Raw genomic sequence first — 24,974 nt, forward strand, 5'->3', positions numbered from 1 at the left:
CTTATCATGTATCCAAATGCTGTACGTTAAACAATCTCGCATAACTCCCATCTATCCCCATTAGTTCTTCATGTGTACCACGCTCTGTGATTTCACCGTTCTCAAGTACTACGATCTGATCAGCATGTGTAATGGTAGACAGTCTATGCGCAACAATTAGTGTGGTCCGTTCCGACGAGAGGGATTGCAGCGCTTGTTGAATTAAATGCTCTGATTCCAGATCCAGCGCTGATGTAGCTTCGTCTAAGATGAGAACCTTCGGGTCTTTAAGAAACACCCTTGCAATGGCCACCCGTTGCTTTTGCCCACCGGACAGCTTCACTCCACGTTCTCCCACTTCTGTGTCATAGCCTAGCGGCAGCTGCTCAATAAAATCATGCGCATTGGCAGCTTTTGCCGCCGAGAGGACTTCTTCCTCTGTTGCATTAGGATTACCAAACAAAATATTATCTCGTACAGATCCGCTAAATAAGAAATTATCTTGAAGCACCATCCCAACAGTTCTTCGCAAACTCTCTTGCGTCAAATCTTGTATATCCTGGCCATCCATCTTAAGGCTACCCTTGCTGATGTCATAGAATCGCGGGATCAAGCTGATGAGAGAGGACTTCCCACCACCACTCATTCCGACAAAAGCGACGGTCTGCCCAGGTTTGATACTTAAATTGATATCCTTCAGTACCCAATCATTCTCTTCGTTGTATTTGAACCATACATTATGAAAATCAATTTCACCTCGTGCATTCGTCAGAGGTCTCGCTCCCGGTTTATCCACGATATCATAAGGCTCTTCTAGCAGCTCAAGCACCCTTTCAAGGGAAGCCGAGGCTTGTGTGAGCACTGTTGAGGAATTAATCAATCGACGCAGCGGCGCATACATCCGGTCCAGATAGCCGAAGAAAGCAACAAAGGTTCCCACAGTCAAATTGCCATGAATCACTTGATAACCACCGTATCCGATGACTAGCAGTGGTGCAATATCCGTTAGTGTGTTAATAATCGCGAAGGTCATCGCATTCCAACGAGTTTGAGCCATCGCTTTTTTGAGAAAGTTACCGTTAATATCCTCAAACTGCTTCTGATCCACTTTTTCCATGGTGAAGCTGCGAATGATCGATATGCCTTGAATCCGTTCATGAAGATAGCCTTGAATACCTGCCAGAGCTTGTGAACGGTCTTTGGTTAACTTCTTAAGTCGTTTATATAGTTTGCTTACCGCAAAGGCGTAGAACGGAAGGACAGCGATAGATACTAGCGCCAGCACTGGATTCAAATAAAACATAAAACCAAGCGCAAACACTAGCGTAAATAAATCCAGCCATACATTCATCATTCCGACTTCTACTAAATTTTTGGTCTGTTCCACATCATTTATAAATCTTGAAATCGCTTCGCCCACTTTTGTATTCTGATAATACCGGAGTGATAATCGCTGTAAGTGACTGTATAGCTTATTCCGCATGTCGAACAATACCTTGCTTGTAATCAGCTGAGCAAAATACTGACGGTAATACTCCACCGGTCCTCTCACGATTACAAATAGAACAAATGCGCCTCCGAGGATGAGCATCAATTGGGATACCCGCTCTTCGACGCTCATGGCAGGGTTCATCAGCAGGTCATCGACTACATATTTCAGAATCATTGGCAGTGTTAATGGAATGCTGAACTTGATCATACCTATAAATAGCGTAAACACAATCAATTTCATGTAAGGACGTACGAAAGTAAAATATGATTTCCATTGCTTCACAGGAATATTCTGTCCTTTCTCTTTACTGAGTTGCTTAAGTACAGTTGACTTTTGCGCTCTACAGTGTTTTTATATTTTTAAGTCCATAAGTACGATAGCAGTACCCGAACTTCAGGAGGATAAAGATGTCTAGACAATTTGTGACGGAAGCCGTCATGATGGCGATTTACGGCCAGCTTCTCATATCGAGCAGCCCTGTAGAATATATAGTGCCTTATACGACCGTAATGGAATTATACGAACTGCGGGACAGTGATGATCCGTTAATGAACCGTCCAGATGATGACAAGCATGTCAAACTCAAAATTGGTGAGCTGATAGCCTATTTCGAAGAGCCGCTTAATGCTAAAAAAATCAACCGTTGTCTGGCCGTTCCTTGGGCAAAAAGCTCTGGAATTCTTCTCGGTGGACAATCAAAAATCACCATCATTAACAGCATGGATACCGCAGTTTATGGAGAAACGTTCGATCCAATCGAAACAGAGTTGCTATTGTCCTCTCAACGTGAGAAGGTGCCTATTCTTACTGACCAATTCGAGCTGATTCAACGCATTATTGAAGGTGGAGTCCCAGTTCAAGTATACGACATTGACGATTTTGATTTTGCTATGGAGGAAGAAACGTTCCGCAATTCACACTGATTATATCAACGTAGAAAAAGCCCCTGCCTTTTGGCAAGGGCTTTTCATCATTAGTTAATAAACAAAATTAAGTCAGTTAAATCTGTACACTATCAGGCACTGACTTGGCTTCATACTTATATTCAATGTCATCCTCTGCCTCAGAATACACAATAGTTAAACCATAACCTTCCATATACCATAAGTCCTGCTCCTCCATGTAGAACACAATACCCTCTTGTTCAACTTGAATAGCCGGACGTCCAGGCGCCTCTGTTGCGATACCCAGTGAGAAGCCAGGGTGAAGTCCGCCTCCCGAGCTATAACGGGGAAATAAACGAATATAGTCTCCATTGTTAAGATCCAGTTCTCTTTTAAACCAAGCTGCCGCTGCTTGACTAATTTCCATGTTCATCTCTCTCAGCTCCTTTGTATAGTCTAATCATACTGAAAATGAATCGATATTCAAATACCTTTATACAATTAATGTTTTCCCAAGCTCCTCAAAAATTAGTTTGACAACTTTGCGAAGCGAGTGATAAACTCTGAACATAACTAACGGTCTACTAGTTATTACCAGTAGTTATTATTAAATCATTGAAAGGGGTGAGCGCGGTGTTTACGAAGTTACAGCCATATCATATCACTATTGTTGGAATTTCCAATCAACCGAATACCGAAGCAGCCCAAGTGGTGAAACCATCCTGAAGTTCCCTGCGAGTGTAATTGATCGTATAACTTTAGTTCTTGAAGGTCTCTCGCATGCCTGGTGCTGTATAGCACCGTGCGCATGATAGCTGTAAATTACAGGCATATCGTCCGTTTTCGGATGATATGCCTTTTTTGTCGGTTGTCATCTTTAAAGGACGGCACCGTCGTTTTTTTCTTGGCTGTAGAGATAACCACTTCTGCTTTTTTCAACGTCACAGCTATTACTTCAACTCGAAAGGAAGGGATTTACTTGTTCTCCGTTCTCCGCAATCTTGGCTGGTTCTTTCGCCGAGAAAAAAAGCGTTACCTGATTGGCCTGATCTTACTAATTGGTGTTGGTGTTCTTGAATTACTCCCCCCACGCCTACTAGGCAATGCCATTGACGACATAGTACGCGGTTCGATAACTACAGCATCATTAGCCAAATATATCGGCATGATCCTCCTTTTGCTGCTAGTCATTTATTGGATTACCTACATATGGATGCACAAATTATTCGGAGGCTCCAACCTCGTAGAGCGCCTACTGCGCTCGAGATTTATGAATCATTTGATGACCATGACCCCATCGTTTTTCGAACGCAATAGAACCGGCGACCTGATGGCCCGGGCAACCAACGATATCAGAGCTGTCTCAGCTACCGTTGGATTTGGGATGCTCACACTGGTGGATTCTACGATCTACCTCACAGTCGTATTGTTCGCAATGGGTTTTCTCGTCAGCTGGAAGCTGACTCTTGCAGCAGTATTGCCATTACCATTAATTGCAATAGCTATGATTTTTTATGGTAAGGCTATCCATGATCGCTACAGTTTAGCACAAGATGCATTCGGGGATATGAATGATCAGGTTCTCGAATCTGTCTCAGGTGTTCGAGTTATCCGAGCTTATGTACAAGAAAGACTCGATGAGAAACGTTTCTCAGATATTACTGAAGATGTATACAACAAGAACATGGCTGTCGCCCGTGTCGATGCCTTCTTCGAACCGACGATTCGGTTCTGCGTAGGGCTCAGCTACATTATCGGTCTTACCTATGGGATTTATCTTGTGTTCCGAAATCAGATCACGCTAGGTGATCTTGTCTCCTTCAATATGTACCTCGGGATGATTGTGTGGCCGATGTTCGCCATTGGAGAGCTAATTAACATCATGCAACGTGGTGGTGCCTCTCTCGAACGTATTGATGAGACCCTAAACTCCAAAGCGGATGTTCAGAGTGCTGCACAACCGGTTCATGTTGCCAATCCTACCCGAATTGAACTAAACGATGTGACATTCCGTTATCCCTCATCGACGATTGACAATCTAACCAATGTCAGTCTGACCTTGAACCAAGGGCAAACACTAGGTGTAGTCGGTCGTACGGGAAGCGGTAAATCAACGCTCCTCAAACAGCTGCTTCGTGAATATCCGACAGGTAATGGTGAAATCCTCATCTCTGGAGTTCCGATTCAACAGATTTCATTGGATCAGCTACACAGCTGGATGGGTTATGTTCCTCAAGAGCAGATCCTTTTCTCCAAATCAGTACGTCAGAATATTCAATTTGGTCTAGACAACGCGGATGACGATACGATCATGAAAGCTATCACAGCTGCCGCCTTCCAAAATGACTTAGGAACATTATCCGATGGTTTAGATACATTGGTGGGTGAACGTGGAGTATCCTTATCCGGTGGACAAAAGCAACGTGTATCCTTATCCAGAGCCTTTATCGCAAATCCAGATGTTCTGATTCTTGACGATGCCTTATCCGCTGTTGACGCTCGTACCGAAGCTCAGATTATCGAGAACATCCGACAAGAGCGTGCAGGAAAGACTACATTAATCTCTACGCACCGCCTCTCAGCTGTTCAACATGCCGACATTATCGTCGTACTGGATAACGGACATATCGTGGAACGTGGCACGCACCAAGAGCTGCTGGATATGAATGGTTGGTATCGTGAGCAGTATGACCGGCAGCAAGTAGAGAATAATTTATCGAATGATTAAAAGACATACTAGCTATGATTATGCAAAACATTTAGGAGGTGTCACCGTTGACAAAGAGTACAGGCAAACGCCTGCTTGAATACGCATTGACTGCGAAAAAAACCTTTATCGCAGCTCTTCTGCTCCTTTCCATCGGGGTAGCGGCGGAACTGGCAGGCCCATTTATCGCCAAAAGTATGATTGACAATCATATGTTGGCCATCGAAAAGCCTTATTTTAGTACTACGTCTCCAGATGAGGCGGTTCAGTATAACAACACTTATTACAAACGCGGAGACCGTTTTGAACCCGGGGAAGCTAAGGGTCAAGAAATTCGCATTCTGCAAGAGGGAAGAACCTTTTACTTTATTAATGAAGCTGTAACACAGCCTGATGGTGAGCGAAAGTTCAGCAATGGTGAAATGCATATCACGCGCGGTGAAGATGAAGCCATCTATCCTGCGGTTAAACTATCAGCAGATGAGCTGTTCGATTTTTACAAACCTGAGCTTCCAGGAATTTATCAGCTGGTCGGTTTGTACGCTATCTTCCTAGTCATCTCGATCTTTGCCGAATTCGGCAAGACTTATTGGCTGCAATCTTCGGCGAATCAGGTAATCCGAAAGCTGCGAACCGATGTGTATGCGCATATTCAGCGACTTCCGGTTTACTTTTTTGACAACCTGCCAGCAGGTAAGGTAGTGTCACGTGTTACTAATGATACCGAGGCGATTAAGGATCTCTTTATTGCGGTTCTCTCCAATTTCAGTACCGGTATTATTAATATTACTGGCGTATACATCGCCTTGTTCTTGCTTGACGTTCGACTAGGTCTGATCAGCTTGTTCATCATCCCGATTCTTATTCTTTGGATCGTGCTTTATCGTAAAATCGCAACAAAATACAATACGATCATCCGCTCACGCCTGAGTGAGATCAACGCTATCATTAATGAATCGATTCAAGGAATGTCCATCGTTCGCATATTCCGCCGTCAAAAGCAGCTTGGTGAAGAATTTGAGAATCTGAACGATGACTACTTGAAATATCAGAATAAAATGTTGAATCTGAATGCCTTTACCTCCCACAACCTGGTGAACTCTCTACGCAGTCTCTCTTTTGTGATGGTGCTTTGGTATTTCGGACATGGCAGTATTACGGGTTCTACATTTGTATCTTTAGGTGTGCTGTACGCCTTCGTCGATGTGCTTGGACGTTTGTTCCAACCGATTACGGGTATGGTGAATCAACTCGCAAACCTCGACACTTCTATGGTATCTGCGGGTCGTGTCTTTACACTTATGGATGAGCCCGGGGAGAATGTTACCGATGGTTCCATGCCGCGTTATAAAGGAAAAGTGGAGTTTAAGAATGTATCTTTTGCCTACAAAAAAGACTTCGTCCTTCGCGATATTTCCTTTGAAGCACGCCCGGGAGAAACTGTTGCTCTAGTTGGTCACACCGGATCTGGTAAAAGCTCGATTATCAACTTGTTATTCCGGTTCTATGATCCGCAAAAAGGGGAAATCACGATTGATGGCCAGAAGGTTACGGATATTCCGAAACAGTGGCTGCGCAATCACATGGGGATTGTTCTTCAAGACCCTTACCTCTTCACTGGTACCATTGCTTCCAATGTCAGCCTAGGAGATGAACGAATCTCACGCGAACGGGTAGAACGGGCTTTACGGGAAGTCGGAGCTGATAAATTGTTAGCTCACCTTCCTCAAGGTTTTGATGAACCCGTTATTGAAAAAGGGAGTACCTTATCCGCAGGACAGCGGCAATTAATTTCTTTTGCCAGAGCGCTCTCCTTCGACCCAGCTATTCTAATTCTTGATGAAGCCACCTCCAATATCGATACGGAGACAGAAAGCGTCATTCAAGATGCACTAGAAGTTCTTAAAAAAGGTCGCACCACATTCATCATCGCACACCGTCTATCGACCATTCGCAGTGCAGATCAGATTCTTGTTCTGCATCACGGAGAGATCGTCGAACGGGGTAGCCACGATGAGCTAATGGCACTCGGCGGTAGATACTTCCGAATGTACCAGCTACAAGTAGGTGCTGGTTCTAACAGTATAGACAATAATAAAGGTGCACCCTCAAGACCTTCATTAGGTAGCTTGCAACCATCGTTAGAGAAAATGTAAAATATGCCCTGAGTCACATCCAGTGATTCAGGGTTTTTATATACTTGATATTAGAACATTTGTTCTGTAAAATGAAAAATAATACATAAAGGTCAAGGGGGCATTTGATGCGTACATACACAGTATCTAAGAAGCAAGCTCGACTTTTTCTCCTGGCTCACCAAAAGTTAACTAAAGGTGCACTTCCTGCCGGTAAACTTAGCATTTATGATTATGTCCGTCACGTAGGTTGTATTCAATATGATCCACTTAACATCGCAGGCCATAACCATGAGCTTGTTCTCCAAGCACGAGTTCCCGGGTTCACACCCGAACAAGCCCAGGAGCTTCTGTATCAGGACAGACTATTATTAGATGGCTGGGACAAGAACATGTCCATTTATTGTACAGAGGACTGGCCTTTTTTTAAACGCAGAAGAGATGCATCAGCCTCATACCATCAGGCAAATGAACCTGTAATGGTTACAGTAGCGCAGGTTCGTGAAGAGTTATTGAAGCGCGGGCCTCTCTCCTCTCTGGATCTAGATGGTAAGGACAAGGTAGATTGGGCTTGGGCTCCAGCTAGGTTAACTCGGGCCGCGTTGGAAAGTATGTACTTTTGGGGTGAAGTAGTCGTTCATCATCGTGTTCATACCCGCCGTTATTACGATTTCTCAGAACGCTTGCTTCCTCATCATCTTTTAAACACTGAAGATCCTAACCCCACTGATGAACAATTTCATGATTGGTATGTGCTGCGTAGAATAGGCAGCATCGGACTGTTATGGAATAAATCCGGAGACGGCTGGCTAGGGATTTCCGGTCTGAAGAGCAAAGAACGTACTGCCGCGATTCAAAGGCTGTTAATAGCGGATAGTCTCAGGGAAGTTCTAGTGGAAGGTATTAAGCTTCCACTCTACATCCGTAGCATAGACGCGCCATCTTTAGAAGCTGTATTACTACAGGAATCTGAAGAAGATGCGCGTCAATCAAATTATTCGTTTGCGGCGGTATTAGCACCACTGGATAACTTGTTATGGGATCGAGAATTAATCCGCCAATTATTCGGATTTCATTACCGCTGGGAAGTCTATAAACCCGCCTTGGAACGGGAGTATGGTTATTATGTACTGCCTTTATTGTATAATGATCGTTTAATTGGGAGATTTGAACCGGTGATGGATAAGAAGAGCCAAACATTGAACATTGTGAATTGGTGGTGGGAACCGGGTGAGCACCTAACGCCAGAGATGCTTCCGGCATTAGGCGAAGCTTTATCTGCACTCTCACGCTGCGTTAGAGCTTCTAAGATTCAATTTAGACCGGAGGTTGTAGAGGGCTGCGGATTAGAAGGGTTATTAGAACAACTTCTCCTCTTCTAACCCCAGCTTCGTGAACATTTCTGTGCAATAACCTTGTAATTTGATTTCAAGCCTTCTAGCTTTATTTTTGAATCGTTTTAACTCCTCGATCATTTTTGCCCTTCCAGCGGGGGTAAACGTTTCTTGTATCCGTTCCTTGAAATAATCGTGAACAATATGGTTTCGCTGTTTCCACACTTCTTCTAGCTGAGCGGTTTCTTGCTCTGAGAAAGGAAAGTGATGCTGGATTTCTTTGATGAGTTGACCGAGTGAATTGCTGAGTTTTCGCTGATACAGATCCGTCAGGTCTGCTTCTGTGGGCGCTTTGCCTTGAGATAATTTGGTGAGCAATAACAAATTGGTCAACTGTTGTTCTAGGGCTTGACCATAATAAACTGCCAGTCCAAAATATGCAAATAACTCCTTTGATTGTTCACTCTCTGGTACTTGTGTATGCTTCATCTTTCCCCTCCACTTCTGTACGGTCTGCCAGAGCTATAATAAACTGATATTATCCAGGTGATTTGGAGAAGTTTATGTTCGCTTCACATCTACTGTTAATTCTCCAGTTCACTACATATTTCCTCTTCAAGAAACAAAAATAAATCTAACCTTGTGCTAAAAAGAAAAACAGACCATGCTGTACATCCACAGCAATGGTCTGGTCATTTGCTTATATATAGTTAGTTTGAGTATACAATCTTACGCGTATACTTCAACCGCATCGCTAATCAAACGGCACGCCTCAGCACATCTACGGCAGGCATCGATACATTCCTGACAATGTGTATGTATATGCTTGCTGCTTTCATCTGCACAGGCTTCACAAATTTCGGCACACAGACGAAGAATTCCGGCTACAAACGGACTTTGGCGAGTCATCGCTTGTACGGCATAAGAACAAATATCCGCACATTCACGATCTAACCGCATGCTTTCACGTAGAGAAGCAAGATCATATTCTTTTAGGCTTGAGACATAGCTATAATTACAGGCATTCATACTTTCCAAACAAGCGTCAATGCACTCCTGATATTGAATTCGGGTCATAGCCTTAAACCTCCTGTATTTTTATAGGGTATGCGATACTATTAACCTACAAGATTAGGAATGAACCATTACAACTTCTGACAAGGAGATCTGATTATAGGCTTCTCTTAACTGTACTAGGACGAACGTAGTTACGTCCTTCCATCTCCAGAAGCCTAGTGCGCAGCTCGCTAGATGAGAAATGTTCACCGATAAATACCGCTACGTCAGGCACTTCGCCTTGTGGTGTAATTTTCATAAAATCAGCTTCACGATAGGCATATTGGAAAAGAAACCGGCTGGAAGTGTCATTAAAGGTCACAATACCTTTAGCTCGATAAACATCACGCGGCAGTTCCTTAACAAACTGTTCGAATTCCTCACTGTTTACTGGACGTTTAAAATAATGTGTGTACGCCATAACATGATCGTGAGTAGCATGTGTGCCACTAGTAGTGTGTTCATCTTCATGATGTGATGAGCTTACACTCGCGTCCTCAGTCTCTTCCAATTGTGCATCTGTAAGAACTCCACCTGCATCACGCAGCAGTTCCTCCGTATCCACCTCACAACGTACAGTTGGCAGAATGGGTGCATAAGCGTTCCATTTCCGCAGTACAGCGTTAACCTCCTCCGCCTCTTCTGCGGTTACACGGTCAATTTTATTTAATAACAAGACAGAAGCGCAGCGAATCTGCTCCTGCATCAAACGATACGTTTGCCCCTGCTGCGCGCGATACAGTTCCAGAAGATGCGCGGCGTCAACGACGGTGATCAAGCTTTTCAGCTCTACTTTTTGATATAACGAAATCTCGGTTACGCCATCCACAATTTCCAGCGGATTCGCGGCGCCTGTTGCCTCAATCACTACGACATCTGGAGACTCCTTCTTGATCAGAGTAGCCAGCTCTGTACTGAGATCACTTCGGATAGAACAGCATATGCATCCACCAAGCAGTTCTGCCATAGGGACAGTTTGCTCAACTAGCAATCCATCCAAATTCACTTCACCCAGTTCATTCATCACTACTGCAGGACGTGAACCTTGATTTTTCCAATGATCTAGTAGACGCTGCAGCAGTGTTGTTTTGCCGCTTCCCAGAAATCCTGACAATATATACACAGGTACGACCTGTTCCATGTTTCATCGCTCCCCAGCAAATTACAGTTATGTGTAGCGAGTGTACTACATGCGCGCGAAGCACGCAAGCGGTACCGAAAATTCCAGGTGCTTTTTGTAAGTCTAAGTCAGCTTGTCTTTATTTCAGCCATACCCTATCATGAAAACATCTCTAATTTAGGAGTTGAGCCATTTGTCATCTGTTGAAGAACATCGGAAAGAAGCGCCACAAACCGTTTCCTGCTATATCATTACTGTCTCGGACACCAGGACTACCGAAACAGATACCGGAGGAGCTTTGATTAAATCTTTGCTCGTAGAAGCCGGGTATGAAGTGATAGGCAGCACCATTACAAAAGACAATTATCAGGATATTCGTGAGCTATTGTATAAATGTGTCGACCATGCCGGAATAGAAACGGTACTCCTGACTGGTGGAACAGGGATTTCTCCACGGGATACGACCTATGAAGCTGTTGCCTCTTTGCTAGATAAAACATTACCTGGCTTCGGTGAGATTTTCCGGATGCTAAGCTTCACAGAGGACATCGGTTCAGCTGCCATTCTTAGTCGAGCCATTGCCGGCACCATGGGAAAGACCGCAATCTTCTCGATGCCTGGCTCTACTGGAGCCGTAAAGCTGGCTATTGAACGGTTAATTATCCCCGAACTTCGCCATGTCATGCGTGAAATTTACAAGCGTTAAGCTAATACCCATTTTTAAATACAATAGACAAACAACCAAGCAGGCTTTTGTTCTGTGCGTATAATACGGTAAGTCCACACACAAAAGGAGCTGAAGGAAATGTCTGATTGTCCAAAATGCCCGGCCCAAACCGTTACTGACCCACCTAAGGTCATTTATCAAGATCACTTCCACCCACAAGTAGTAAATGTGATTCATCCTGTTGAAATCGTTAGACGTCACCATTGTGTACCCGTACCACGTCATTGCTACACCTATTCCGTTAAAGATGTATTTGTTGACAACTCCATGATGCCAAGAGGCGGAAGATAACTCTACTTCACAACACTATTAAAAGTCCCCAATAAGTGAGAGACAGCCCCGTGCTAAATGCAATGGGTCTTCTCTCGCTTTTTTTTGCAGAAAATATTTGACAATATCGACCATTGCCCATATAATTTTGAACACTTTACGCGAAAGTGGTTTTTGATTAACCAAACGGTTAATCGGAAAGGAACGAGATGAGCTCACTCCCAACATTAAATCGAAAAATTAAAACGATTGTCAGCCCTTTTCACGAATTATTATGCAGTCTGCATGTCTTGTATCAACCGGAGCACCATCCGAAACGATTGCAGTGGGCGCTATCTCTCAAGAAAACAATGCCTATCGCACTCCAACAGGACATCCTGTCCTTAGGAGAGTTGTCTGACGGCTGGATAGCACTCTTAGATCTTCCAGATCAAACAGGTGCCCCCATTTCTTGCAAGCAAGGGATCACTATGCTGTGTAAACTTCCAGATGCGGAATTTGTGTATCTAATGATGAACCAAAAAGTCACATTAAGTACGATTGTGGAAGCCCTGTGTGGTTCGGATAGCAGTAATTCCGGAGCTTTAATCAATGCACCTATGCAGATTTTGATCGAGAATTTAGGCAGTGTACGAAATCTACTGATCGAAACATTAATTACTTATGAACAAGATTATTTTCGTCAGGAATGGGACTATATCCAGCCTTGGATGAATACCACTGCCGCTCATTTTCAAGATTCAGCCAGTCGCACTCCGGAAAAAGCATTACGTACGCTGCACCCTCGCCTCTCAGCTGAGAATGGGACACTAACCGCACAAAAAGCACATACTTATTATTTTCCATATGAAACTTTGCAGCAGGTGTTTGTGTTTCCTTCTTCATTTATATTCCCACACCTGCTTATTGGCTGGAACGAGGATACTTTATTCTTACCTCTAACCGTCGATATTCCAGGTCAAGCTTATAATGACGGTCCACCAAGCGACCTGCTGCGTCAACTCAAAGCCTTAAGTGATGATACACGAATGCGTATTTTGAAGATTCTGTGGAAAGGTCCTCATTGTACGAAACAGCTTGCGCCAGTATTGGGGATCTCTGAGGCTGCAGTATCCAAACAATTAAAGCAGCTTACTGAAGCTGGATTCACCAAGTCTGAGCGTAAGGGAAACTATTTATTCTATTCAGTCCATAAAGAATCCTTTGATAGTCTAATCGTTCTGCAAAGGCAATATCTGGAACAATGATATATTTGAAAGGAGTAGATTCGTTTGTGGCATACCGCTATCGCAACCCTAAAAAGGAACCAAAAGGCCAATCTTAGAGCCTTTCCCTGGACCTTTACATTCGGACACATCATTGAAGGGGCCTATCTCGTACTAATCTCATATTTTTCATATGTCTACTTAATTAAAGGAGATGTCGATTCAAAATTCGCAATCTACGCTGGCAGTAATGACTATTTAACCTTCGTAATCATTGGTGGTTTACTCAGCATCTTTTCCGTCAGCATGATGATGAATGTATCAAGAGCGCTCATTACCGAATGGCGGGAAGGTACACTAGAGGCACTCCTACTCTCCCCTTCTAGTCGGAGCGGTTATTTTCTAGGGAATGCAGTTCAGCAGTTATATCGGAGTGGGTTCGAGTTGCTGGTGGTCCTCTCATTCGGTCTTCTAGCCGGATTACATTTACCTTCTGTACATGTGTTTTCTATCCTCTTGGGAAGTTTACTATATTTACTATCTTGTTTTGCCATGGCTCTAGTACTAGGAAGCATAATGCTCTATACACGGGACACATTCATTGTGCAAAATACGTTATTTACGATTACCGCTCTGTTATGCGGATTTCAATTTCCAAGGCAGTATTTACCTGAGATATTACAGACTGTAGGTGAAATATTCCCGCTGACCCATGCGCTTCAACTCCTCCGGGGGACGTTGCTTACTGGAGAATTGATCCGACTTCATGATATTTACCCGATTTTATTGTTAAGCATTCTGTACATAACCATTGGACTATGGACGAATCATCGCGTTGAACGGGGCTTATTCGAACGATTCTAGTATGAGAAGGAGTGAAACCAAAGTGATTACTATGAATGAGGTCACTAAAATTTATGAAACGAAGCATAGACAAGGCTGGTTCCGTTCCGAGAAGAGATCCGTCTCCGCAGTAAAATCTCTGTCTCTGAATATTGTCCCTGGAGAAATTGTGGGTCTTCTTGGCCTAAATGGTGCTGGAAAAACCACTACGATCCGCATGCTCTCTACTCTACTTGAACCGACTTCAGGTAATATAGAAGTAGATGGAATGGCCATGACGAAGAATAGACAAGTGATTCAACAAAAAGTAAATATGATTGCTGGTGGGGAACGAATGTTATATTGGCGGCTCACCGGTAGAGAAAATTTACAGTACTTCGGAAAACTATATGGGATGAGCACCTCTCACATCGAACGAGAATCGAATCGTTTACTAGAAGAAGTTGGACTAACTGAAGCGGCTGACCAGCCCGTTGAGCAATATTCTAAAGGGATGAAACAACGTCTGCAAATCGCCAGAGGACTTATTAACGATCCACAATATTTATTCCTTGATGAGCCTACACTCGGTCTAGATGCACCAATCGCTAGGCAGCTTCGCAGTACTGTGAGGAAACTTGCATCTGACAGTGGTAAAGGCATCCTACTCACCAGCCATTATTTGCAGGAGGTCGAAGAGCTGTGTGACCGTGTCTATGTACTAAATCGTGGAGAACTGCTGCTCTGTGACAAGCCGGAACATATTGTCCGTCAAGTCGCTGGTTCACAAACTGCACATTTGGATGTAACGGGTTGGAGTGAATCACTACGTCCCAAGCTTTTGAAGCATCTAAGAACGCTTGTACACCCTGCAGAGCTTATCAAAGCTGAAGCTGAAGGAGTAATAGCTCTACGTACAGATGAGCCACATCGAATCTCAGTAATGACTCCCTCCGCAGATCGCATGATTACTGAACTACTACCATGGACTACTGAGCACGGCTTAAGCATTACTGGATTCGCTACTGAGAAGCCTACATTGGAAGATGCTATCATCCTTCTTTCGGAAGGAAGGGTCTCATGAACTTAAGCAGTTTATGGCTAACTCTTAGCGCCGAGGTCACGAAGCAGCATCGAAACCGAGTTAAGGGGCATGCAGTATTTTTTTCACTCCTTCTCTGGCCGGCGCTTACCTTTCTGACCTCCTACTTTACGATGCAGCCCTTTAGAAACGGAGCAGGCTCCACGCTCTCCAGGGTAATTCCAGACGGGCGAATTCCGTTATTTCTGCTTAGTGGTTATCTCGTCTTCCAATTATATTGGACGGTTGTTCAGGCAGCCTGGCTATTCGAACAGGAACGCAAAGGCGGCACATTGGAGATGATATTCTTAACGCCTGCTTCCAAAATGGCATTTCTGTACGGGCGTTCCTTATACTCTCTTTTTCACGGTATATGGATGTTTGCAGCCTTCTCCTGCCTAACCTTCCTTTTTATAACGGATGTATCATCTATTCATTGGGGGGTCTTACTGCCTATATTAGCATTGATTATGATTTCTGCGGTCATTTGGGGAGCTTTGCTCTGTGCGATATCGCTATTTTCACGAGATTCGGGTCTGTTATATTACATCTTTCAAGCGCCTATGGAGTTGTTCGGCGGGGTTCGGATTCCTCCAGCGGTATTTCCAATATGGGCGACCGGTTTATCACTTCTCTTTCCGGTTACCTATAGCCTAGTTCTCGTGCGGGGAGCTTTGTACGATAATATAGGGTTCACCTGGTGGTTGGCTCTAGGAGCATTAATTGTGGGTAGTGTAGGGCTTGTTATTTGTACCCGCTATCTTTTGCTTAGGGCAGAACAACATGCTAGGGTTAAAGGAAACTGGAATTTGTTCTAACCTATCAAGTGACAGGAGAGTATGGATTATTCCAATCTCACAGCCTTTTTTGTTGTTTTCCATGCTAATAACTAAGTGCTCTGGAGTCCGATAACCACTTTGTACGCGCAAATACCCATTCATTAGACGTAATTTAGTGAAAAACCTCCATTTTTAAATGATCAAGGGATTTGTGGGTTATTTGTTTTCAACCGATCAAACTCAAAAATCTTCCGTAAATAGTAAGGACTAGTCGTATTCTCTCTTTCAAAAACACCCATGTATCCAACCTCATTAAAAACAACATATTCAAGAGTAACCAATGGATCGGGACGATTAATTTGCCAATAATAATTTAATTCTAAAGGAGCTTTATACCATAACCAATCTAAATCTTTAAGAGCTACATTTCTATGCTGGAGAACCCATATACTGAAGGCTACATGAGGGTCGTCTACAGGAATTTCTGAGTTTGGATTTTTATCTTTTAAATGATTTGCTGACGTCGAGAGTACATCATTAATATCTGATTCGACGGAAAATTGTGAGACGGATTTAATCTTATTAAATTGCTCAGTATATTTATTAGCCTTCGTTAGCTCATGGATTTCATTCAAACTAATCTTAGGGCCATAAAAAATAACACAAACACTAATCAAACCAAATAGTAGTGCTTTTGAGTAAAGAAATGTTTTCTTTTTATTCATAACAATCAATCCAATGATAAAACCAACAGGAATCAGTAACCCAAATAAATTGACGTAGAACTCACAAAGTAAAAACGCCCCTATTATGATCATCCAGTCTTTTAGCTTCAATGTCTTTCGCTGATCAACATAAGACAATAGTAATGAAACAAAAAAGCATATCCATAGAATCCAGCTCAATAGAATCATCCCTCCCTACTACCATTATATACAAATAACCCGGCAGACGAATCTGCCGGGTTATTTATCATTATCTCTTACAAATCAGGATGCTCATGTTTTGCTTTCAGACGATTCCAGCGACGCTCCACTTCTGCCTCAAAGCTGCGTAAAGCTGGTTCATTCTCAGGCTTCAGTAAATGACGGGTTTTACCCATTGTCTTCAACCAAGCTGAGAGCTCAACGCGTTTGCCTTTATCCTCTGGATTGTACGTAATATTCGTAGAACCGTGCTCCACTTCATATAGAGGGAAGAAACAAGATTCAACAGCCAACGAAACGATGTTGGTGCCTTCTTTATCTTCAGACATCCAGTTCAGCGGGCATGCGATCAATATTTTACCGTACACAAGTCCTTCGTTCTGAGCATACCATTGTGCTTTTGCCGCTTTCTTCACAAGATCCTGCGGGTAAGCTTCAGAACCTGTAAAGACATATGGAATGTTAGTAGCTGCCATGATTTGTGCAGTATCCTTATGCTGCGTAACTTTACCTTGCTGATTCTTACCTATGCTGGATGTAGAGGTACGGTGACCCAGTGGTGTGGAATAGGACTGCTGAGCACCTGTGTTCATGTAACCTTCGTTATCGTACTCTACGATAATCATTTTGTGACCGCGTAGTGCAGCCCCAATCGCCGGCCCCATTCCGATGTCCATACCGCCATCACCAGTTACCATTACAAAGGTAAAGTCGTCTTGAAGCCCCAGTCCGTCCAATTCACCACGGCGTTTGCGTTCCCAGAACATTTCTACGACACCGGATAAGGTAGCTGCACCGTTTTGGAACAGGTTATGAATAAAGGTAGATTTATGAGAAGAATATGGATAGCCCGTAGTCGTTACCATCGCACAACCTGTGTGATAAAGCGCTACGATATCCCCTTCAATGCCTTTGAAGAACGTCTCCAGACCTGAGAAAATCCCACAGCCCGGACATGCGCCATGACCTGGTGCCAGCCGCTTAGGTTTCTTCGTCAAGCTCCGCAGTGGGGGTATCCGCACACTTAATTTTCCTGTTGCTTCATCCTGTTTTACCGTAATTAATCCTGACTTCAGCGAATCAAAGTCCATCGGCTTCAATAGACGCTGTGGCGCTTTGTCCGGAGTACCTGGATTGTGACCATAGTAGTCAAACGGAACTTCAACACGGTCTGCAGCAACGGCATCCAAAGCCAATTGGAAGAACGCATGACCATCTTCTGCATAGAAGTCCTTACCGCCCAACCCGTAAATACGGCTAATAACCTTTGTAGTAGTGTTACCGTAGGTGAACAAGGCTGCCTTAATCTCATTTACCATATTACCGCCGTGACCGCCAACCGAATCCGCGCGATCGCCTACAGTGATTGCCTTAACATGCTTCAGCGCTTCAGCCATTTGCTTCTGGGGGAAAGGTCGAATCATATTCGGTGAGATTGCACCTGCTTTGATCCCTTGCAAGCGAAGCTGGTCTACCACATCTTTAATGATCTCTGACGCTGAGTTCATCAAGAACACGGCTACTTCTGCATCTTCCATCCGATACTCTTCGATCATTGGATAGTGGCGTCCGGTCAATTCAGCGAATTCTTTAGCAATTTCTTCGAAGACTTCACCCGCATTGTACATCGCTACCGACTGCTGATAACGGTTGTTGATATAATCAGGTTCGTTCATGTAAGGACCTACGGTAACCGGATTATTGCGGTCCAGTGTATCCGTAAAGCCTGCCGGAGGTTGTGGTCCGACAAATTTGTGAACATCCTCACGGTGAGTAAATGCTTGTACGCGGCGTTTCTGGTGAGAAGTAAAATATCCGTCTGATGCTACCATTACTGGAAGCCTCACTTTGGCGTGCTCAGCTAGCTTTAATGCCATCAGGTTCATATCATAAACAGATTGTGGATCACGGCACATTAGAATCGGCCAGCCCGTATTTAGCGCAAAATACAAATCAGAATGGTCACCGTGAATATTAAGCGGACCGGAAATCGAGCGGCAGATCAAATTCATAACCATAGGCATCCGTGTACCAGCTTGTACCGGCAATTGCTCTAGCATGAACATATAGCCTTGGGCGCTGGTTGCATTAAATACACGTCCACCAGCCGTCGAAGCTCCATAACAGATTCCTGCAGAGCTATGTTCACCATCTGATGGAATGAGCATAATATCATGCTGACCGTTCGCTTTCATCGTATCTAGAAATTGAGCCACTTCTGTCGATGGGGAGATCGGAAAATAACCCATGACATGATAATTTATTTGATGGGCAGCATAAGCCGCCATTTCATTGCCGGATTCATATAGGAATTTCTGCTCTACTTTCTTTGAGCCTACTTCTTTTTCATAATCTATAGCCACGTGTGTTCCACCTTTCCATCGTTAATTAGGCCTCGGTAACGAGATCAAAAATATGCCGGACAGTATGACTTTCTGCATAGCCATCTTCCTCGCGTTCGCCAGACAAAGCCGTTGTAGGACAAGCTTCTACGCATTTTAAACAGCCTTTACAGTATTGATAATCAATGCCTTGCAGGAACATTTGCGGACGCCCCTTCTTATCAGGCTGCTCCTCCCAAACAAAACATAAATCAGGGCATACCGTATCGCACTGTGCACAATGAATACAATCATCTAATTTAAAATGAGGTAATAAACCGGATCTTGAAATGCTGAGATTCTTTAAAAAGCTGCTGCCAGGATTCGTAATGGTACCGCCAATAGGCTGTGTCTCATAACCTAAGGCCGAAATATCGGACCGGACGAACTCAGGCATAACCGCACCTTCAGGCAAAGGGAAATGCATGAAAGTAACTTCATTAAATCCACGTTCGAAAGTAGTTAGTGCGGATTGAACAGCCTGCGGATATTTTTTGCCAAGAGATTTCTCGATAACACCCTTCATAATTTCAGGATCCAAGAAATCACACATCCGGAATAATGCGCCTAACATTGCCATGTTTACACGGTTCTTCTCATCTAATGCGATCGTTGTGGCATCAACAACAGCTATGGTTCCTGCCATCATATTTAAAGAAGCCTTCAAATCCTCCGGTGACTTGGCTGAGTTCACTAGCACTGTGCTATGATCATAAATTCCGCTAGTTACGTTGACGGTCTTTGCCAACGCTTCGTGGAATATACCTACGACATGAGGTCGTTCTACCGGTGAAGTGTCACGAATATGCGTATTCAAATCACAAAAACGGATATGCGCTTTTACCGCTGATCCCTTTTTCTCAGAACCATAGGATGAAAAGCTCACTCCATTCATTCCAGCACCGACAACGCCTGCTTCTGCAAGCATTTTACCAGCTAAGTTCGCGCCTAGCCCTCCAATTGATTCCAGACGAATCTCAAAAAAACCGAGTTCGTTCACTTTTGGTAACTGTACCACCGACATAGCCCCTTTCAGAATGTCATCAGTATAATATCCTTTTGACTTTTTCAACGATTGTATCTTGATTTTGCAAGTTGCGAAGTGACAAATCTTGCATTTTCCATGTGTTACCTAAGCATATTTAGCAATAAAATTAAAAATTAAGATGTTAAATTCATCACATTCCACATTTGAAACTATCAATAACCTCTTCCCGTTTATGGTAAAGGAAGTTTTCCTGAGTATCAAAAGAGCCGTTCAGAATTACAGGAAATATTCTAATGAAAAGATTCTCTCCCTTAAAACGGTGGATGGGATATAGTTTCCGGGTTAGGGTAAGTACATTCTTAAATAAGAAAAAGCCTCAGGATTACCCTGAGGCTTTACTATGTAAAAGCTCCTATAACATCAACTATTTCAACCCATTCCCAACCATCATCACTTGTTCTCAATTTAATCTGCTGTAATTTTTGATCTACTCGCATTACAATACCACGTATTTCTTTATCTTTAACTTGGTCAAATAGTGTGAGTGTTATCGGACTATGATCCTCCATTGATTGAGCTAGTACCTGAGATATCTCAGCTAACACTTGAGGATCTAGATTAAGTTCGCTACGAATCTCATTCCGCGAATCAGAAAGAATACACTGTTTATGCTCTGGTATAATCATTCGGCTCCCCTCCCTTAGTCCATTATCTTCGAGTTTTCCAGCCATGAAACTCCCCTATTTCATCGTCCAGTAATCAGTGCTACTGCCGTCCATGCCTCACTGTATCTAATATGTCACTGTCTGGACCCTTTTGAATCACGGGTTCAGCCTTTCCCTACCTTCAACTATAATCGCTGTCTCAGGAGTCTTCCGTGCCGTGTTACTGAGCATATTCAGCCTCCAGAATAAGAACATTCGTTTTCATTATAACCAAACATACGTTCTTAAATCAATGTAAAAAAAATCCGTCAGCAGTTTGGGCTGACGGATTAAACACCTCAGACTTCCGCTAACATCTTATAGCAGGATTGTCTTAGAAATAATTACAAGGAGGATAAACAATACTAAGATTGCACCAGTAGATGTAAAGGCACCTCCGATACCGCCTCCATATCCAACACCAGCAACATTTTCGCTCATTATAATTCCTCCTCTGCATTTGAGTACATCTTAGGATATGCAATCCCCCTATAGCGCTTGGGTAAATGGGTAACTAGATGTCTATCCACCAAAGGATCTAAATCAGACCTTTCATGCACCTCCTCCTTCTAAGGTTGACAGGACGCTTCTATCTCAGTCAACTCGGACGATTCTGGACTATCTCTCTATTGCTCACAAGATTTTCATCACCTACTTAATGCGTCTGTGGTTGATTTTTTAACAGCTCTTCCTCTGGTTCAACATGTATTAACACCTGAGCATGTTTGAAAGCTATTTTAATGGCATGTTCAATTTCATCGCATATTTTATGAGCCGTACTGATATCCATCGAGGAAGGGATGACAAGGTGGAAATCCACATATTCTTCCGGACCAGATCGACGGGTACGAAAATCATGAATTTCGATAAATCTTTCTTTAAATACTTCAATGATACGTAAGATCTCGATTTCCTCTTCATCAGTTAGTCGTGCGTCCAGCAAAGGCGGAAAGGATTCCTTGAGGAGCTTGTAGGCTTCACTCATAATATAACAAGCTAAAATAATTCCGATAATTGGGTCCAATATTGTCCATCCAGTAATGGTGACCAATAATAAACTAGCCGCTACGCCCAAAGATGTGAAAACATCAGTCAGGAGATGCAGGGCATTAGATTTCATTGCAACAGAATGGAGTTCATCTGCCTTCTTCTTAACCTTTCGGGAAACGACATAATTGAGTCCTGCCCCGACCACCATCACAATGATTCCCAAATAGGGAAGCTCGATGTCGGTTGGATTCAATATTTTATGGATGCACTCATAAATAATCCATATTCCTGCTACAAAAATAAGTAAGGTTTCAATCGTCCCTGAAATATTCTCCACCTTGCCGTGCCCATAAGGGTGTGTTTTATCCGCAGAACGGCTCGATATTCGGACCGAAAAGAATGCTATTAACGAGGCTACTAAATCTAAGGTAGAATGGATCGCTTCCGAAATAACTGCCACAGAACCTGTAACAATGCCTACAATGAGTTTTAGAAGAACGACAAATGTGTTGCTAAGTACAGATAGGAAAGCAACTTTCGAACCATTCAAGAGCTTCACAACCTTTTTTCTGATATAAATAATAACTTAGTAGACGGATATCGTGTGGGTCTACAGCAACCTTATTGCAAATCTACAAGATAGTATATCCTGCTTTAAAGTCTTTCCATAGTGCAAGAAAAAAACACTACCATCTACGAAATCTAAATTACGGAGTTCAATGTATAAACAAGAAGAAACCCGTCAGGCAAAAGCCCAGCGGGTTATTTTATGTATGCTTTATTTCAAACTAATTCCTGACGAACGAATCAGGTATGGTCACAGTTTTCATAAGTATAATTTACGGTCTCAAATAATTCATGGTAGTAATCAAAATATGGGTGATTCCAAAAATAGCACAAGGAACGAGGAGAACATAGTTTTTCATCCAAAGTCCGACGAAAAAGAAATACAAAGGCGGCATGCATGCAATTCCTAATATCAGTAACCATGGAGCAACCACCCCATTATAATAGAAAACCCAAGAAATATAATAAGCTGCCAAAAACATTATTGCCAGTCCGATGTAAAGGTTGCTGTTACTTCCTTCGCCTTTGTTTATCAGAACAATCATAAGAATAACCGTCAAGACTCCAAACATTCCTTCTATAATATTCAATATTTTATAGACGGAACTGTTTTCAGTAAGCACATTATTTGCTGGAGGCATTAACATCCAGATTATATTAGGAAGCAGCTGTAATGCGTACAATAAAAGGCCTTTCAACGAAAATTGAAATCCATAACTCATCATAATACCCTCCCAAATTATTAATTGGTTAAGTATATTTCAAGGTGAACAAGCACACCTCCGACACTAGTCTGGTTACTCATTGTATGTTCTCTATCATTCTCCAATACTTTGAATAACTACTCATGACTTCTCATTTTCTCTTCTTTCGATATTTCTGAATCAAATAAAGCAAAACAAATCCTAGTAGCAACAAGCCCAGTATTGTGATCCATAGAATTGCTGGATTCCCCACAGAAAAGTATGTATTTCTGTACTGATAGTTTTCATTATTCATGTGAATAGATTAATTCATTTGGAACATTATGTATATGTATTCTATAGCACACACGTTTCTCTATTAGCAGAAATCGGAGTTGACATAGAAATGATTCATAAACGTTTTGGACATAGCAATGCATTAGTAAAAAGGCTTATTTACACGTGACCATGAAAGGAAGAAAAGAAGCTTCAGAAAAAATCGATTTATTCATGAATGGATTAAATATGGGGTAAAGAGTGTAAAACTTAAAATTTCTTCTTATTTTATAACGAATATTTATCATATTCTACATGTTAAATATCACACTCGAGTGAAAAGTCACCCTTATGCAAAAAAATATGTGTTATTTTTACTTTTCAACTAGTCCGTTTCAGGATAAACTGATGCTTGGTGTAATTTTTCGAAGACAGCTTAGGAGGCATTAATTGTGAAGTCAAACGAAGCATCATTACAGAAGAAATTGCTTCCTCGGCATATCAGCTTTATGGCGATGGGCGGAGTAATCGGTACGGGGATTTTTAAAGGAAGTTCTGAGACCATAAGTATTGCTGGACCTGCGGTTATTCTTACTTATGTTTTAGCAGGTTTGCTACTTTTAGTGGTCATGGGGGCCATAGCGGAAATGGCTACGGTTTACCCGAATAGGAACATGAAGGACTTCATTCGTGAGGCTTTTGGAGAACGGCTCTCCTTTATCGTGGGCTGGTTATATTGCTTCATGTGGTTGACCGTCTGTGTGATTGAAGTGCTGGCAGCAGGCAGCTTCTTGCAATACTGGTTACCAGATGTTCCATTATGGCTGCTTAGTCTTGCAAGTGGAGCTTTGATTATCGGCATCAACATGATGAGTGTAGGTGGTTATGGAGAGACGGAGTTTTGGTTAGCCGGAATCAAAATCGCTATGATCATCATCTTCATTATCTTAGGAAGCTCATTAATTTTCGGACTGTTACCAATGTCTGAGGCTACTCCTTACTTACACAACTTTACGGATTATGGTGGATTTCTCCCAAGAGGCTGGGCCCCCATCTTCTCTGCCCTTCTTGTCGTTATGTTCTCATACGGCGGGTCTGAGTTAATCGGACTTACCCTGACGGAGACACAGGATGCAGAAAAGGTCTTACCTAAGGTTGTTAAAAGCTTCATTCTACGCGTTATTCTGTTCTATACATTACCGATTTTAGTCATCTGTGGCTTAATACCCTGGAATCAACTGAATGAGCATACAAGCCCGTTTGTTCAAGTGTTAGCCGCTACAGGACTTAAGGGTGCCGATCACGTCATGAACTTCATTCTGATTACAGCAGTGCTCTCTGCTGCCAATTCTGGTATCTATGGCGCCACCCGGATGCTACACTCTATGGCATCACAGGGCGAAGCACCACGCAGCTTAGCTAAAACCTCTGCAAAAGGTGTACCGATCAACAGTCTGAAGCTCTGTGCTGTTGTTCTTGTTATTGGATCCATGCTAGCGTACTTCGCGCAAGATGGCCTGTTCCGTTTACTAATGGCTGTTCCAGGCTTTGTGGTTATTCTCGTATGGATCAGCATTTGTATGTCACAACTTAAACTGAGAAAGTCCTATCCGAAAGAACCCACCTTTAAGGTATGGGGATTCCCTTATATAACCGTTCTAACACTTGCTTGTTTAGCGGTAATCGCGGTTTCCTTCCTCTTCGATGCTCAGAACCGTATCAGTATAGGTACGTGTCTGGCAGTCGTGTTGATGCTTACGATTTGGTCGTTCTTAAAATTCAAGAAAAAGAACTAAAATTTTTAACTCGGACTGATTTATCACAAAAAGGTGTATCCCTTCTCTTCACTAATGTGAAGATCAAGGGAT

The 24,974-nt window shown here is 42.9% G+C and carries 23 protein-coding genes; 11 read left to right on the top strand and 12 right to left on the bottom strand.

The features are described 5' to 3' along the window. Positions 1-4: 4 nt before the first annotated feature. Entirely contained in the window at positions 5-1,753 is a 1,749-nt protein-coding gene (locus tag NSU15_RS16890; protein WP_076118776.1) for an ABC transporter ATP-binding protein, read from the bottom strand. Positions 1,754-1,878: 125 nt separating this feature from the next. On the opposite strand from NSU15_RS16890, the gene NSU15_RS16895 reads away from it, so the two are divergent. Further along, positions 1,879-2,394, top strand: coding sequence for a hypothetical protein (locus NSU15_RS16895; protein WP_042128412.1), 516 nt, complete (start codon positions 1,879-1,881; stop codon positions 2,392-2,394). Between the two features lie 76 nt (positions 2,395-2,470). Here the strand turns inward: NSU15_RS16895 and NSU15_RS16900 are convergent, their stop codons facing one another. After that, positions 2,471-2,788 (bottom strand): HesB/YadR/YfhF family protein, encoded by a 318-nt coding sequence (locus tag NSU15_RS16900; protein ID WP_042128414.1) that lies wholly within the window; start codon positions 2,786-2,788, stop codon positions 2,471-2,473. A gap of 546 nt (positions 2,789-3,334) precedes the next feature. Here NSU15_RS16900 and NSU15_RS16905 point away from each other — a divergent pair. The 3 genes from NSU15_RS16905 to NSU15_RS16915 all read left to right on the top strand — a co-directional run bounded on the left by NSU15_RS16905 (position 3,335) and on the right by NSU15_RS16915 (position 8,579). Continuing rightward, positions 3,335-5,083 carry an ABC transporter transmembrane domain-containing protein gene (locus NSU15_RS16905; protein ID WP_042128416.1) on the top strand — a complete coding sequence of 583 codons (1,749 nt, stop codon included), beginning with the start codon at positions 3,335-3,337 and terminating at the stop codon, positions 5,081-5,083. 47 nt (positions 5,084-5,130) lie between these two features. Continuing rightward, a complete protein-coding gene (locus tag NSU15_RS16910) occupies positions 5,131-7,218 on the top strand; it encodes an ABC transporter ATP-binding protein (protein ID WP_339286846.1) in 2,088 nt (695 codons plus the stop codon). Between the two features lie 107 nt (positions 7,219-7,325). Continuing rightward, positions 7,326-8,579, top strand: a complete 1,254-nt coding sequence (locus tag NSU15_RS16915) for a winged helix DNA-binding domain-containing protein (RefSeq protein WP_339286848.1) — start codon at positions 7,326-7,328, stop codon at positions 8,577-8,579. Here NSU15_RS16915 and NSU15_RS16920 read toward each other — a convergent pair. The 3 genes from NSU15_RS16920 to NSU15_RS16930 all read right to left on the bottom strand — a co-directional run bounded on the left by NSU15_RS16920 (position 8,556) and on the right by NSU15_RS16930 (position 10,728). Continuing rightward, entirely contained in the window at positions 8,556-9,020 is a 465-nt protein-coding gene (locus NSU15_RS16920) for a hypothetical protein (RefSeq protein ID WP_042128422.1), read from the bottom strand. The two genes, NSU15_RS16915 and NSU15_RS16920, sit on opposite strands and share 24 nt — an antisense overlap. A 240-nt stretch (positions 9,021-9,260) precedes the next feature. Further along, the gene (locus NSU15_RS16925; RefSeq protein ID WP_042128424.1) at positions 9,261-9,608 is read right to left on the bottom strand and encodes a four-helix bundle copper-binding protein; all 348 of its coding nucleotides are present in this window, start codon (positions 9,606-9,608) and stop codon (positions 9,261-9,263) included. Between the two features lie 94 nt (positions 9,609-9,702). Next, positions 9,703-10,728, bottom strand: coding sequence for a GTP-binding protein (locus tag NSU15_RS16930; protein ID WP_076118782.1), 1,026 nt, complete (start codon positions 10,726-10,728; stop codon positions 9,703-9,705). Positions 10,729-10,900: 172 nt separating this feature from the next. On the opposite strand from NSU15_RS16930, the gene NSU15_RS16935 reads away from it, so the two are divergent. The 6 genes from NSU15_RS16935 to NSU15_RS16960 all read left to right on the top strand — a co-directional run bounded on the left by NSU15_RS16935 (position 10,901) and on the right by NSU15_RS16960 (position 15,630). Beyond that, entirely contained in the window at positions 10,901-11,413 is a 513-nt protein-coding gene (locus tag NSU15_RS16935; protein ID WP_339286850.1) for a MogA/MoaB family molybdenum cofactor biosynthesis protein, read from the top strand. Positions 11,414-11,512: 99 nt separating this feature from the next. After that, positions 11,513-11,725: a hypothetical protein gene (locus NSU15_RS16940; protein WP_076118784.1), complete on the top strand. Its 213-nt coding sequence runs from the start codon at positions 11,513-11,515 to the stop codon at positions 11,723-11,725. A 188-nt stretch (positions 11,726-11,913) separates the two neighbouring features. After that, positions 11,914-12,951, top strand: coding sequence for a metalloregulator ArsR/SmtB family transcription factor (locus tag NSU15_RS16945; RefSeq protein WP_076118786.1), 1,038 nt, complete (start codon positions 11,914-11,916; stop codon positions 12,949-12,951). Positions 12,952-12,975: 24 nt separating this feature from the next. Next, entirely contained in the window at positions 12,976-13,773 is a 798-nt protein-coding gene (locus NSU15_RS16950) for an ABC transporter permease (protein ID WP_076118788.1), read from the top strand. 22 nt (positions 13,774-13,795) lie between these two features. After that, entirely contained in the window at positions 13,796-14,815 is a 1,020-nt protein-coding gene (locus NSU15_RS16955) for an ABC transporter ATP-binding protein (RefSeq protein ID WP_339286852.1), read from the top strand. Then, positions 14,812-15,630, top strand: a complete 819-nt coding sequence (locus tag NSU15_RS16960) for an ABC transporter permease (protein WP_339286854.1) — start codon at positions 14,812-14,814, stop codon at positions 15,628-15,630. The genes NSU15_RS16955 and NSU15_RS16960 overlap by 4 nt, the downstream gene beginning before the upstream one ends. A 161-nt stretch (positions 15,631-15,791) precedes the next feature. On the opposite strand, the gene NSU15_RS16965 is transcribed toward NSU15_RS16960, so the two are convergent. From NSU15_RS16965 to NSU15_RS16995, 7 genes are all read right to left on the bottom strand, one after another. Next, positions 15,792-16,496, bottom strand: a complete 705-nt coding sequence (locus tag NSU15_RS16965) for a hypothetical protein (protein WP_042128434.1) — start codon at positions 16,494-16,496, stop codon at positions 15,792-15,794. Positions 16,497-16,573: 77 nt separating this feature from the next. Then, the gene (locus NSU15_RS16970) at positions 16,574-18,880 is read right to left on the bottom strand and encodes a thiamine pyrophosphate-dependent enzyme (RefSeq protein WP_042128436.1); all 2,307 of its coding nucleotides are present in this window, start codon (positions 18,878-18,880) and stop codon (positions 16,574-16,576) included. A 25-nt stretch (positions 18,881-18,905) separates the two neighbouring features. Beyond that, positions 18,906-19,916, bottom strand: coding sequence for a 2-oxoacid:acceptor oxidoreductase family protein (locus tag NSU15_RS16975; protein ID WP_042128438.1), 1,011 nt, complete (start codon positions 19,914-19,916; stop codon positions 18,906-18,908). A gap of 368 nt (positions 19,917-20,284) precedes the next feature. After that, positions 20,285-20,572 carry a YolD-like family protein gene (locus NSU15_RS16980; protein ID WP_170880276.1) on the bottom strand — a complete coding sequence of 96 codons (288 nt, stop codon included), beginning with the start codon at positions 20,570-20,572 and terminating at the stop codon, positions 20,285-20,287. A 336-nt stretch (positions 20,573-20,908) separates the two neighbouring features. Then, positions 20,909-21,031 carry a YjcZ family sporulation protein gene (locus NSU15_RS16985; protein WP_212567867.1) on the bottom strand — a complete coding sequence of 41 codons (123 nt, stop codon included), beginning with the start codon at positions 21,029-21,031 and terminating at the stop codon, positions 20,909-20,911. 214 nt (positions 21,032-21,245) lie between these two features. Beyond that, entirely contained in the window at positions 21,246-22,130 is an 885-nt protein-coding gene (locus NSU15_RS16990) for a cation diffusion facilitator family transporter (RefSeq protein ID WP_042128442.1), read from the bottom strand. 289 nt (positions 22,131-22,419) lie between these two features. Next, positions 22,420-22,872, bottom strand: coding sequence for a hypothetical protein (locus tag NSU15_RS16995; protein ID WP_042128444.1), 453 nt, complete (start codon positions 22,870-22,872; stop codon positions 22,420-22,422). Between the two features lie 686 nt (positions 22,873-23,558). Here NSU15_RS16995 and NSU15_RS17000 point away from each other — a divergent pair. Next, entirely contained in the window at positions 23,559-24,902 is a 1,344-nt protein-coding gene (locus NSU15_RS17000; protein WP_042128446.1) for an amino acid permease, read from the top strand. Positions 24,903-24,974: the final 72 nt, after the last annotated feature.

Origin of the sequence: Paenibacillus sp. FSL E2-0201 (assembly GCF_037963325.1) — a bacterium.
Classification (GTDB): Bacteria; Bacillota; Bacilli; order Paenibacillales; family Paenibacillaceae; genus Paenibacillus_AQ.